Origin of the sequence: Shimwellia blattae DSM 4481 = NBRC 105725, from assembly GCF_000262305.1 — a bacterium.
GTDB lineage: Bacteria > Pseudomonadota > Gammaproteobacteria > Enterobacterales > Enterobacteriaceae > Shimwellia > Shimwellia blattae.
Genome location: NC_017910.1, coordinates 109375 through 122125 on the forward strand (window position 1 = coordinate 109375; position 12751 = coordinate 122125).

Genomic DNA, 12751 nt, shown 5'->3' on the forward strand with positions numbered 1-12751 from the left:
AAATGACATGTCGTCAGTGGGGGCGTTTTCGTGGGCGGCCTTAAAAACCATTTAATAACAATGAGTTGAAAAACTGGCATGAAATATGCCTATGGGGGTTATTACCACTAACTGAAATGACACCACTATGACTATATGGGAACTGAGTGAAAAGGCAGAGTATATTGCCGATCGTCACCAGCAGTTGCATAACCAGTGGCAACACTATTGCAATACGCTGACTCAGGCGATCACCCTGTCGAAAGCCAAATTACACCACGCGGTTGGCTGCAACCCGGATGATGATTTGCGCTTCTTTTTATTTGATCACTTCGTTGTCCGCATTGCGCTGGCGGAAGGCTTTAACAGCCAGGTGATTGAATACTTTATTGAAACCCGCAACGGCGAGCAGAAGGTACTGATTGCCCGCGCCCATATGGCGCAAAACGGCACCCTCGACAACAGCATCGACAACCGCGACCGCAACGCCGTACTGGACCATTACCTGGAAAAAATCAGCCCGGTTTACGACTGCCTGTACCGCGCCATCCATGATGACGTACCGCTGCGCATGGCCGATCTGAGTCTCCCTGAAATACGCAGAGCCACGGCCTGATCCTGATTCGTGTGTCGAACCCTGTCGAAAATGACACTGTCCGGCATGTTTTCGTCAAAAATGACTATTCCTGAGGTAATACCCGGTGAACCGTTTTGTAATTGCCGACCCGAAGCTCTGTATGGGGTGCCACACCTGTGAGGCCGCCTGCTCAGAGACTCACCGGCAGCATGGGTTGCAGTCCATGCCGCGTTTACGCGTGATGCTCAATGCCCATGAGTCCGCACCGCAGCTCTGCCACCATTGTGAAGATGCGCCCTGTGCCACTGTCTGCCCGGTGAACGCCATTAACCGTGTGGATGGCGCCGTACAGCTGAATGAAAGCCTGTGCGTAAGCTGCAAACTGTGCGGCATCGCCTGCCCGTTTGGCGCTATCGAATTTTCCGGCAGCCGCCCGCTGAATATTCCGGCCAACGTCAACAGCCCGAAAGCCCCTCCGGCGGCACCGGCCCCGGCCCGGGTCAGCACCCTGCTGGACTGGGTGCCCGGCATTCGCGCCATCGCCGTGAAATGCGACCTGTGCAGCTTTGACGAGCAGGGGCCCGCCTGTGTGCGCACCTGCCCGACCAAAGCGCTGCGCTTAGTGGACAACCGGGATATCGCCCTGTCCAGTAAACGTAAACGCGAGATGGCGATGAATATCGCTTTTGACGATTTGTCCATGTTCACCGGCCAGAGCGAGGCAACCAAATGAATGCACTGACGCTACTTTACTGGGCGCTGTCCGGGTTTGTCCTGAGTGCGGTGCTCGCCGGGGTTTTCTATAAAGCCAAAGCCGTAAGCGGCTTTCTGGCCGGGCTTGGCGGCGCTGTCAGTAGCGCACTGGCGCTGGGCGCGGGTGTACAGGCGTTGATGAGCGGTGCCACCGGTGAAATGGGCCTGCGCTTTTTTCACCAGACCTTACAACTGACCCCCATGAACGGCCTGTGGCTGATTGCCGTCTGCCTGCCGGCGCTGTTTGTCAGCCTGTTTAACATCAGCTGGCACCAGCACGCCGGGGTGAAGGCCAACGGCCTGCTGATCAACCTGCTGCTGGCGGCAGCGGTAATGGCGCTGACCGCCGGTAACATCGCCACCCTGGTGCTGATGGCGGAAATCATGGCCCTGTGCGCGGCGTTCCTGACCGGTTGTGCTCAGTCCGGCAAACTGTGGTTTGCCCTGGGCCGCCTGGGCACAGTGCTGCTGGTTATCGCCTGCCTGCTACTGGAAAAACGCTACGGCACCCTGGACTACGCCGCCCTGCATGAGGCGACCGCGTTACAGCCGCTGGGCTCCGGTATCTGGTTACTGGGGCTGGTGGGCTTTGGCCTGCTGGCCGGGATCATCCCGCTGCATGGCTGGGTGCCCCAGGCTCACGCTAACGCCTCTGCCCCGGCGGCGGCGCTGTTTTCAGCCGTGGTGCTGAAAGTGGGTCTGTTCGGGATCCTCACTTTTTCGCTTATCGACGCGGCGCTGCCGCTGTGGTGGGGCATTGTGGTGATGGTGCTGGGGATGCTGACCGCGTTTATTGGCGGCCTGTATGCCCTGATGGAGCACAACATCAACCGCCTGCTGGCGTACCACTCCCTGGAAAACATCGGCATTATTCTGCTCGGCCTCGGGGCGGGCTTAACCGGCCTTTCCCTGAATGAGCCGGGGCTTATCGCCCTTGGCCTGACCGGTGGCCTGTTCCACCTGGTGAACCACAGCCTGTTTAAATCCACCCTGTTCCTCGGGGCCGGGGCCGTGTGGTTCCGTACCGGCTACCGCGACATTGAAAAGCTGGGCGGTATCGGCAAACGCATGCCGCTTATTTCGCTGGCGATGCTGGTAGGGCTGATGTCCATGGCCGCGCTGCCACCGCTGAACGGCTTTGCCGGTGAGTGGGTGATTTACCAGTCCTTCTTCCGCCTGGGTGAGCAGCCGCTGTTTGCCGCCCGCCTGCTGGGGCCGCTGCTGGCGGTAGGGCTGGCTATCACCGGTGCGCTGGCAGTGATGTGTATGGCGAAAGTCTACGGGGTGACCTTCCTCGGCGCGCCGCGCACCCGGGAGGCCAGTGAGGCCAAACCGGCCCCGCTGCTGATGAACCTCAGCGTGGCGGCACTGGCCCTGTGCTGTGTAGCTTCCGGTGTGGCTGCCCCCTGGATCCTGCCGCTGCTGCGTAACGTGGTGCCGCTGCCGCTGGTTTCTGCCCACAGTGTGGTGTCCCAGCCGCTGATGACGCTGCTGCTGATTGGCTGCCCGCTGCTGCCGTTCCTGGTGATGGTGTTCTTCAAAGGCGATCGCCTGGTGTCCCGCTCTCGCGGTGCGGCCTGGGTGTGTGGTTACGACCACGAGCAGTCGATGGTTATCACCGCCACAGGTTTTGCCCAGCCGGTAAAAGCGGCGTTTGCCCCGCTGTTAAACCTGCGTAACCGGCTGAACCCGGTGCAGTGGGTGCCGGGCTGGCAGAGTGAATGCCTGGCGGGCTCGGTGCGCCGTCTGGCCTTTATTGAACTGGCGATTCTGCTGGTGATTGTGGTTTCCCGGGGAGCATAAAAACAATGACTGTGATTCTTGGTTTGATTCAGGCGCTGGTGCTGTTTGCCATTGCGCCGCTGATATCCGGCATTACCCGCGTAGCCCGCGCCCGGATGCATAACCGTCAGGGGCCGGGGGTGCTTCAGGAGTACCGGGATCTGTTCAAGCTGCTGGGCCGCCAGAGCGTGGCCCCGGCGGCCTCTGGCTGGGTCTTCCGCCTGATGCCGTTTGTGATGGTGGGCGTTATGCTAACCATCGCCAGCGCCCTGCCGCTGATTACTGTCGCCGCTCCGGTGGCGGCACTGGGTGACCTTATCACCCTGATTTACCTGTTTGCCATTGCCCGCTTCTTCTTCGCCATTGCCGGTCTGGATACGGGCAGCCCGTTTACCGGTATCGGCGCCAGCCGTGAAGCGATGCTCGGGGTACTGGTGGAGCCTATCCTGCTGCTGGGCCTGTGGGTGGCCGCGCAGGTCGCGGGCTCTACCCATATCAGCAATATCACCCTGACCCTGTACCACTGGCCGGCCTCCCAGACGCTGACCCTGCTGCTGGCCATGGCGGCCTGCGCCTTCGCCACCTTTATTGAGATGGGCAAGCTGCCCTTCGACCTGGCGGAAGCAGAGCAGGAGCTGCAGGAAGGGCCGCTGACTGAATACAGCGGATCTGGTTTTGCCATCCTCAAATGGGGTATCAGCCTCAAGCAGCTGGTGGTGTTGCAGATGTTTGTCGGGGTGTTCCTGCCCTGGGGGCAGATGGTGGATTTTTCAGTCGCGGGCCTGGTGCTGGCGATTGTGGTGGCCGTCATCAAGCTGGTGCTGGGGGTGCTGATTATCGCCCTGTTTGAAAACAGCATGGCGCGCCTGCGGTTCCTGAAAACGTCCCGGGTGACCTGGGCCGGTTTTGGCTTCGCGTTTTTAGCTTTCGTCTCCTTCCTGGTGGCGTAATAAGAGAGTGTTTTGTATGTCTGAAGAAAAAATCGGTCAACAGTATCTGAACGCGCTGCACCAGGCGTTTCCCGGTGTGGTTCTGGACGAAGCGTGGCAGACCCGCGACCAGATAACCATCACCGTGAAAACCAACTACCTGCCGGAAGTGGTGGAGTTTCTCTACTACCAGCAGGGGGGCTGGCTGTCGGTACTGTTCGGGAACGACGAACGCCCGCTGTGCGGCCATTATGCGGTCTACTATGTGCTCTCCATGGAGAAGGGCACCAAATGCTGGATCACCGTGCGTGTTGAAGTGGACGCCAACACCCTGGAATACCCGTCTGTCACGCCGCGCGTACCGGCGGCTGTCTGGGGCGAGCGCGAAGTGCGCGACATGTACGGCCTGCGCGCCGTTGGCCTGCCGGATGAGCGCCGCCTGGTGCTGCCCGATGACTGGCCGGACGATCTCTACCCGCTGCGCAAAGACAGCATGGACTACCGCCAGCGCCCGGCACCGACCACCGACGCAGAAACCTACGAGTTCATCAACGAGCTGGGCACCAAAAAGAACAACGTGGTGCCGATTGGCCCGCTGCATGTGACCTCTGACGAACCGGGCCACTTCCGCCTGTTTGTTGACGGTGAAAACATCATTGATGCGGACTACCGGCTGTTTTATGTCCACCGCGGCATGGAGAAACTGGCAGAAACCCGCATGGGTTACAACGAGGTGACCTTCCTCTCTGACCGGGTGTGCGGTATTTGCGGGTTTGCCCACAGCACCGCGTATACCACCTCGGTGGAAAATGCCATGGGCATCCAGGTGCCGGAACGGGCCCAGATGATCCGCGCCATTCTGCTGGAAGTGGAACGCCTGCACAGCCACCTGCTCAACCTGGGGCTGGCCTGCCACTTTGTGGGCTTTGACTCCGGCTTTATGCAGTTCTTCCGGGTGCGTGAGCAGTCCATGAAAATGGCGGAAATCCTCACCGGTGCCCGTAAAACCTACGGCCTGAACCTGATTGGCGGTATCCGCCGCGATATGCTCAAAGACGACATGGTCCAGACCCGCCAGCTGGCCCAGCAGATGCGCAAAGAAGTCCAGGAGCTGGTGGATATTCTGATGAGCACCACCAATATCGAGCAGCGCACCGTGGGCATTGGCCGCCTGGATCCGCAAATCGCCCGTGACTTCAGCAACGTCGGCCCGATGGTGCGCGCCAGCGGCCACGCCCGCGACGCCCGCTACGATCATGAGTTTGTCGGTTACGGCCTGCTGCCGATGGAGATCCACAGCGAACAGGGCTGTGACGTTATCTCGCGCCTGAAAGTGCGCATTAACGAGGTGTTCACCTCCCTGAATATGATCGACTACGGCCTGGATAACCTGCCGGGCGGCCCGCTGGCGGTGGAAGGCTTTACCTATATTCCGCACCGTTTCGCCCTCGGCTTTGCCGAAGCGCCGCGCGGCGACGATATCCACTGGAGCATGACCGGCGACAACCAGAAGCTGTTCCGCTGGCGCTGCCGTGCGGCCACCTACGCCAACTGGCCGACCCTGCGCTATATGCTGCGCGGTAACACCGTGTCTGACGCGCCGCTGATTATCGGCAGTCTGGATCCTTGCTACTCCTGTACTGACCGTATGACCGTGGTCGACGTGCGCAAGAAGAAGAGCAAAGTGGTGCCGTACAAAGAGCTTGAGCGCTACAGCATTGAACGCAAGAACTCGCCGCTGAAATAAGCCGTTACCCCCCCGCCGGGCGGCGGGGGGTTGAGGAAGAGCAATGTTTACTTTTATTAAAAAAGTGCTGAAAACCGGGGTAGTCACTGAAAACTACCCGCTGACCCCCATTGCGGTGGATAAAAATTTCCGCGGCAAGCCGGAGCATAACCCCAGCCAGTGTGTGGGCTGTGCGGCCTGCGTGAACGCCTGCCCGTCTAACGCGCTGAGCGTGGAAACCAACCTCGCCGGGCAAACCCTCGACTGGCAGTTTAACCTCGGGCGCTGCATCTTCTGCGGCCGCTGTGAGGAAGTCTGCCCGACGGCGGCCATTAAACTCTCTCAGCAGTATGAGCTGGCGGTGTGGAAGAAAGAGGATTTCCTGCAGAAATCCAGCTTCCCCCTGTGCCACTGCCGCAGCTGCCAGCGCCCGTTTGCGGTGCAAAAAGAGATTGATTACGCCATCGCGATTTTGCAGCACAACGGCGACCAGCGCGCCGAACAGCACCGGGAAAGTTTTGAGACCTGCCCGGAGTGCAAACGCCAGCAGGGGCTGGTCTCCTCTGACCGTATTGATTTAACCCGCCATATGAAAGAGGCCAGCTGATGAGCAACTTAATCGGCCCGCGCGACGCCAACGGGATCCCCGTACCTATGACGGTGGATGAATCCATCGCCAGCATGAAAGCATCGCTGCTGAAAAATATTAAACGCTCCGCCTATGTCTACCGGGTGGACTGCGGCGGCTGTAACGGCTGCGAAATTGAAATCTTCGCCACCCTGTCGCCGCTGTTTGACGCCGAGCGCTTCGGGATCAAGGTGGTGCCCTCTCCGCGCCATGCGGATATTTTGCTGTTTACCGGTGCGGTGACCCGCGCCATGCGCTCCCCGGCACTGCGTGCCTGGCAGTCTGCGCCGGATCCGAAGATCTGCATCTCTTACGGTGCCTGCGGCAACAGCGGCGGTATCTTCCACGACCTGTACTGCGTGTGGGGCGGTACGGACAAGATAGTCCCGGTGGATGTCTATATTCCGGGTTGCCCGCCAACCCCGGCCGCCACCCTGTATGGCTTTGCCATGGCTCTGGGCCTGCTGGAGCAGAAAATCCACGCCCGGGACGCCAGCGAACTGGATACCCAGCCTGCGCAGATCCTGCACCCGGATATGGTGCAGCCCCTGCGGGTGCGCATTGACCGCACGGCGCGCAAACTGGCGGGCTACCGCTATGGCCGCCAGATTGCCGATGACTATATGAACCATCTGGCCCAGGGGGAAGCCGGTATTGCCCGCTGGCTGGAGGCGGAAAACGACCCGCGGCTGAGCGAAATTGTCACCAATCTTAACCAGCTGGTTGAGCAGGAGCGTATCTGATGAGCGAGTCGGTGGTGTTCAGCCAGCTGAGCCGTAAATTTGTCGATAATGATAACAAGGCGCCGGATCAGGCCCAGCAAGTTATCTACTATAGTCTGGCGATTGGTCACCACCTTGGGGTGATCGACTGCCTGAAAGCCGCGCTGGTCTGCCCCTATGAGGCGTACCAGGCGTGGGTAGCGACGCTGGAAGCGGGCAGCGAAGCGCGGCGCAAAATGGAAGGCGTGCCGCGCTATGGCGAGATAGTCATCGACCATAATCACGTGGTGATGCTGGCGCGGGCATTTGATGCCGCGCTGGCGCAGCAAACCCCGCAACAGCAGCAGTGGAGCCGTGAACTGCTGGATATGCTACAGGCTATTCAGCTGGAACCGGCCATTTACCTGATGGTGAGGAGAGATCGTGACTGACGTTTTGCTTTGTGTCGGCAACAGCATGATGGGGGACGACGGTGCCGGCCCCCTGCTGGCAGAAAAATGCCAGGCTAACCCGCAAGGGGAGTGGGTCGTGATTGACGGGGGCAGCGCCCCGGAAAATGACGTTGTGGCCATTCGTGAGCTGAAACCCCGGCGCCTGCTGGTGGTCGACGCCACCGATATGGGGCTCAACCCGGGTGAGATCCGCATTATCGACCCGGACGACATTGCCGAAATGTTTATGATGACCACCCACAACATGCCGCTCAACTACCTGATTGACCAGCTCAGAGACGACGTTGGCGAGGTTATCTTCCTGGGGATCCAGCCGGATATCGTCGGCTTCTATTACCCGATGACAGACCCGATCAAACAGGCCGTTGAGACCGTATACCAGCGCCTGGCAGGCTGGCAGGACCACGGGGGATTCGCCCAGCTGGAAGCGCCAGAACCGGAATAACCCCCTGCAAACCGGCACCCAGTGACTGTCATTTGCCTGAAGATTATCGTCATTTGTGACGATCCGGCACGGGCGACGTGCCGGATCAAGGTAAAACCGGCCAGATGGCGCTAGTTTCAAACCTGGCACGCTTTGTGTATGCCAATAACTATTCAAAACGTAAATGAACTGCCGGAGATTATGATGAACCGCTTCGTCATTGCTGATTCGAGCAAATGTATTGGCTGCCGCACTTGCGAAGTGGCCTGTGTCGTGTCCCACCAGGAGGGTCAGGATTGTGCAACCCTGACCCCGGAAGTTTTTTTGCCACGCATTCACGTTATCAAAGGGGTCAATATTTCGACCGCGATGATGTGCCGTCAGTGTGAGGATGCCCCGTGTGCCAACGTGTGCCCGAACGGCGCCATTGTGCGGGAAAAAGGCTTCGTACATGTGATGCAGGAACGCTGCATTGGCTGTAAAACCTGCGTGGTGGCTTGCCCTTACGGGGCGATGGAAGTCGTGGTGCGCCCGGTTGTGCGCAACAGCGGCGCGGGCCTGAACGTGAAAACCCAGAAGGCGGAAGCCAACAAATGTGATTTGTGCTACCACCGCGAAGCGGGCCCGGCCTGTATCGAAGCCTGCCCGACCAAAGCCATTATGCTGGTAGACCGCAACAAACTGGATCAGATTTCCGCTGAGCGCCGCCGCCGTGCTGCGCTGGATACCTCTGGTTCCCTGATCTTCTGAATGACCACCGGGCGGGGGTAACACCTGCCCGGGATCACCTTTTTTGTAAGTACCACCCCGGTAACAGCGGTTTTCCTGCCGTTGCCCATTCGGGTGGGTTATCCTGAAACGTGGGGCGGGTTTCGTCCCGCGTCTTTTTCATCTCATCAGCTAATATAACGATGCGTAATCAGGGTGTGGCGCTGCGGATCCGCGGCAAAGTTCAGGGGGTTGGGTTCCGGCCTTATATCTGGCAGATTGCCAGTGAAATGGGGCTGGCAGGCGATGTCTGCAACGACGGCAGCGGCGTGGTGATCCGCCTGGTGCACCTGCCGGAGGACTTTATCACCGCCCTGTATCAGCGCTGCCCGCCGCTGGCGCGTATCGACAGCCTGGAGCGCAGCGTTATGCACTGGCCTGCGCTGCCGGACGATTTTACCATCCGCCAGAGCGATGCCGGGGCCATGTCCACCCAGATAGTGCCCGACGCGGCCACCTGCCCCGCCTGCCTTGCGGAAATGAACGACCCGGCCGAGCGCCGTTACCGCTACCCGTTTATTAACTGCACCCACTGTGGCCCGCGATTTACGATTATCCGCGCCATGCCCTATGACCGCCCCTTTACCGTGATGGCGGGCTTCCCCCTTTGTGCCGCCTGCGAGGCGGAATATCGCGACCCCCGGGACCGGCGCTTTCACGCCCAGCCAGTGGCCTGCCCGGCGTGCGGCCCCTGGCTGAGCTGGCAGGCCGGTGACCAGCACGCAGAGCGGGAGGCAGCACTCCAGGCGGCGCTGGCGGCCCTGCGAGGCGGGCAGATCATTGCCGTAAAAGGGGTGGGTGGGTTTCACCTGGTGTGCGATGCGCGCAACGATACGGCAGTCACCCTGCTGCGCCTGCGCAAACAGCGCCCGAAAAAGCCCCTGGCGGTGATGCTGGCGCAGGACAGCGGCCTGCCCGGTGCTGCCTGCGCACTGCTTAACACCCCGGCGGCGCCCATCGTTCTGGTGGATAAAGCCCACTGTGGCCCCCTGAGCCCGGAGATAGCCCCCGGGCTGAATGAGGTGGGGGTATTGCTGCCGGGCAACCCGCTCCAGCACCTGCTGAGCCAGGCCTTTGGCGGGCCGCTGGTGATGACCTCCGGCAATCTCAGTGGCCGCCCCCCTGCGCTGACTAACCCGCAGGCGCTGGAGGATCTGGCCGGGCTGGCAGACGGCTGGCTGCTCCACAACCGGGACATCCTCCAGCGGATGGATGACTCCCTGGTACGGGCAGACGGCAGCATGCTGCGCCGGGCCCGGGGGTTTGTGCCGGATGCGCTGCCGCTGCCGCCGGGCCTGACGGTCACACAGCCGCTGCTGTGCCTGGGGGCTGATCTTAAAAACACCTTTGCCCTGGCGCGCGGTGATCAGCTGGTGCTGAGCCAGCACCTGGGCGATCTGGGGCAGGAGGGGGTGGAAGAGCAGTGGCAACATGCCCTTGATCTGATGCGCCAGGTCTACGATTTTACACCGCAGCAGGTGGTGATGGATGCCCACCCGGGCTACCAGCTGACCCGGATTGGTCACCAGATGGGCCTGCCGGTACACCTGGTGCTGCACCACCATGCCCATATTGCCGCCTGCCTTGCGGAGCACCACTGGCCCCTGGACGGGGGGGCGGTAATTGGCCTGGCGCTGGACGGTATCGGCATGGGGGCAGAGGGCGAACTGTGGGGCGGGGAGTGCCTGCGGGTGGACTACCGCCAGTGCGACAAACTGGGCGGGCTACCGGCGGTGGCGCTGCCCGGCGGTGATCTGGCGGCGCGCCAGCCCTGGCGTAACCTGCTGGCCCACTGCCTGCGGTTTGTGCCCGGCTGGGAAGCCCTGCCCGAAACGGCCGTGATCCGCCAGCAGATGTGGCAGCCGCTGGCAAAAGCGATTGCCCGGGGGGTTAACGCGCCGCTGGCCTCTTCGGCCGGACGTTTATTTGATGCCGCCGCCGCCGCACTGGGCTGTGTGGGGCTGGCGCAAAGTTATGAAGGGGAGGCTGCCTGCACCCTGGAGGCGATGGCCTGGCGCCACGGCCCGGTGGATCACCCGGTGAGCTTACCCTGCGTAGATGGCCAGCTGGATCTGGCCGTGTTCTGGCAAAGCTGGCTGGGCTGGCAGGCCGCCCCTGAGGCCCGGGCCTGGGCCTTTCACGACGCGCTGGCCGCCGGGCTGGCGGCGCTGGCCCGTTATCACGCCCGCCAGCAGGGGCTGAATACGGTAGCCTGCGGTGGCGGTGTCTGGCATAACCGCCTGCTGAGCCAGCGCTTAGGGCACCACCTGGCGGACTGTACGCTGCTGTTTCCCCATATCCTGCCTGCGGGAGACGGGGCGATTTCTGCAGGCCAGGCGGTGATTGCCGCCGCCTGGTCACAGGCTAAAGGATAAGATCCCCGGTTCTGACGTTATTATACTCTCAGCCGTGCGGACACTGCTGAGAGCGACACTCATTGCGCAGAGTCAGGTTTCCCGCCGTAGCGGGCTGGCAGGTTCAGGCCTGCTCAGCCCAGGCGAGCTCCAGCTCCTCGGCAAGGATTTTTACACCCGCTTCGATTTTGTCCGGCTCCGGCACGTAGTTCATGCGCATACACTGCTGAGTGTGGGGCCAGGGCTTTTCCAGCCCCGGGAAGAAGTAGTGCCCGGGCACCATCAGTACACCGCGTTTTTTCAGGCGCTGATAGAGCACCTCGGTACTGATGGGTAAATCTTTAAACCACAGCCACAGGAAGATGGCCCCTTCCGGTTTGTGGATCAGGCAGCGCTCCTGCGGAATATAGCGGCGCAGAATGGCAATGGTCTGCTGCACCCGCTGGTAATAGAACGGTTTAATGACCGTTTCCGACAGGCGCAGCAAATCCTGGCGGCGGATCATCTCGGCCGCCATGGCCGGGCCGATCCCGCCGGGGGCCAGTGTCATAATGCCGTTCATATTGCTGATGGCGGAGATGGTCTGCTCACTGGCGATGATGATGCCGCAGCGGGTGCCCGGCAGGCCCAGCTTGGACAGGCTCATACACAGAATGATATTCGGGTTCCACAGGGGGCGCGCAGGCGAGAAGATAATCCCCGGGAAGGGCAGACCGTACGCGTTATCGATAACCAGCGGGATCTGGTGCTGGTGGGCCAGCTCGTCAAGGCGCATCAGCTCTTCATCGGTTATCACATTACCGGTGGGGTTGGTGGGGCGTGATACGCAAATCATGCCGGTATCGTCGCCGATATGCAGGCGATCGAAGTCAACATAGTATTTAAACTGCCCGTCCGGCAGCAGCTCAATATTGGGCCGTGCGGAGACAAACAGATCGTCCTCCAGCCCGGCATCCGCATAGCCGATATACTCTGGCGCCAGGGGGAAAAGCACCTTGCGTACCGAGCCGTCACGCCGGCGCCCGGCGAACAGGTTAAATAAGTAGAAAAACGCGCTCTGACTGCCATTTGTCAGTGCAATATTCTGCGGTGAAATATCCCAGTCAAAGGTGGTTTTCAGCAGCTCAGCCAGGGCGATGATAAATTCATTTCTCCCCCCGGGGCCGTCGTAATTGCACAGGGCATCCACGGCATTACCGTTATCCAGCATGTCTGCCAGTAGCTTACGAAAGTAGCTGTCCATTTCGGGAATGCAGGCCGGGTTTCCGCCGCCGAGCATGATTGCGCCCGGGGTGCGTAAACCATCGTTGAGGTCTTCCATCAGGCGGGTAATGCCTGAATAACGGGTAAATTTGTCGCCAAAAAGAGAGAATGTCATAGCCGTGGATCTGTGAGTTACTGCACAAGGGAGCTAACGATAACCCCGGAAACCATGTTGTGCAAACCGGAGCGGGAAAGGGGCTGTAGCGTTTAATGCTGCCTGGTGTGGGAAAGCAGCATTAAACACTATTTTGGTTGCTGGCTGTACCGGGCGCGGGCAAATTTGCGTTTGGTTACATTTCCTGAGCCCGGGCATCTGACTGAGTTTTCTACCCTTTCCTGGCCCCAGCACGACGGGTCAAAAGTGAGCACCGGGGGAGGGGTATTTTCTTGCCGC

The 12751-nt window shown here is 60.6% G+C and carries 12 protein-coding genes; 11 read left to right on the plus strand and 1 reads right to left on the minus strand.

The features are described 5' to 3' along the window. Window positions 1-127: 127 nt before the first annotated feature. The 11 genes from hycA to hypF all read left to right on the plus strand — a co-directional run bounded on the left by hycA (window position 128) and on the right by hypF (window position 11115). Window positions 128-595, plus strand: coding sequence for a formate hydrogenlyase regulator HycA (gene hycA, locus EBL_RS00475; RefSeq protein WP_002440714.1), 468 nt, complete (start codon window positions 128-130; stop codon window positions 593-595). An 85-nt stretch (window positions 596-680) separates the two neighbouring features. After that, the gene (locus EBL_RS00480; RefSeq protein WP_002440712.1) at window positions 681-1289 is read left to right on the plus strand and encodes a 4Fe-4S dicluster domain-containing protein; all 609 of its coding nucleotides are present in this window, start codon (window positions 681-683) and stop codon (window positions 1287-1289) included. Beyond that, window positions 1286-3112 carry a formate hydrogenlyase subunit 3 gene (hycC, locus tag EBL_RS00485; protein WP_002440711.1) on the plus strand — a complete coding sequence of 609 codons (1827 nt, stop codon included), beginning with the start codon at window positions 1286-1288 and terminating at the stop codon, window positions 3110-3112. The genes EBL_RS00480 and hycC overlap by 4 nt, the downstream gene beginning before the upstream one ends. A 5-nt stretch (window positions 3113-3117) precedes the next feature. Next, window positions 3118-4041, plus strand: a complete 924-nt coding sequence (locus EBL_RS00490; RefSeq protein WP_002440709.1) for a respiratory chain complex I subunit 1 family protein — start codon at window positions 3118-3120, stop codon at window positions 4039-4041. 16 nt (window positions 4042-4057) lie between these two features. Beyond that, entirely contained in the window at window positions 4058-5767 is a 1710-nt protein-coding gene (locus EBL_RS00495) for a hydrogenase large subunit (RefSeq protein ID WP_002440707.1), read from the plus strand. Between the two features lie 43 nt (window positions 5768-5810). Next, window positions 5811-6353 carry a formate hydrogenlyase complex iron-sulfur subunit gene (locus EBL_RS00500; protein ID WP_002440705.1) on the plus strand — a complete coding sequence of 181 codons (543 nt, stop codon included), beginning with the start codon at window positions 5811-5813 and terminating at the stop codon, window positions 6351-6353. Next, window positions 6353-7117 carry an NADH-quinone oxidoreductase subunit B family protein gene (locus EBL_RS00505; RefSeq protein ID WP_002440703.1) on the plus strand — a complete coding sequence of 255 codons (765 nt, stop codon included), beginning with the start codon at window positions 6353-6355 and terminating at the stop codon, window positions 7115-7117. The genes EBL_RS00500 and EBL_RS00505 overlap by 1 nt, the downstream gene beginning before the upstream one ends. Then, window positions 7117-7527, plus strand: coding sequence for a formate hydrogenlyase maturation HycH family protein (locus EBL_RS00510; protein WP_002440702.1), 411 nt, complete (start codon window positions 7117-7119; stop codon window positions 7525-7527). Before EBL_RS00505 ends, EBL_RS00510 begins: the two co-directional genes overlap by 1 nt. Then, window positions 7520-7993: a hydrogenase maturation peptidase HycI gene (hycI, locus tag EBL_RS00515; RefSeq protein ID WP_002440700.1), complete on the plus strand. Its 474-nt coding sequence runs from the start codon at window positions 7520-7522 to the stop codon at window positions 7991-7993. The genes EBL_RS00510 and hycI overlap by 8 nt, the downstream gene beginning before the upstream one ends. A gap of 183 nt (window positions 7994-8176) precedes the next feature. Beyond that, window positions 8177-8722, plus strand: coding sequence for an electron transport protein HydN (gene hydN, locus EBL_RS00520; protein WP_002440698.1), 546 nt, complete (start codon window positions 8177-8179; stop codon window positions 8720-8722). Window positions 8723-8883: 161 nt separating this feature from the next. Beyond that, entirely contained in the window at window positions 8884-11115 is a 2232-nt protein-coding gene (hypF, locus tag EBL_RS00525; RefSeq protein WP_002440696.1) for a carbamoyltransferase HypF, read from the plus strand. A 103-nt stretch (window positions 11116-11218) separates the two neighbouring features. Here the strand turns inward: hypF and avtA are convergent, their stop codons facing one another. Beyond that, a complete protein-coding gene (avtA, locus tag EBL_RS00530) occupies window positions 11219-12472 on the minus strand; it encodes a valine--pyruvate transaminase (protein ID WP_002440694.1) in 1254 nt (417 codons plus the stop codon). Window positions 12473-12751: the final 279 nt, after the last annotated feature.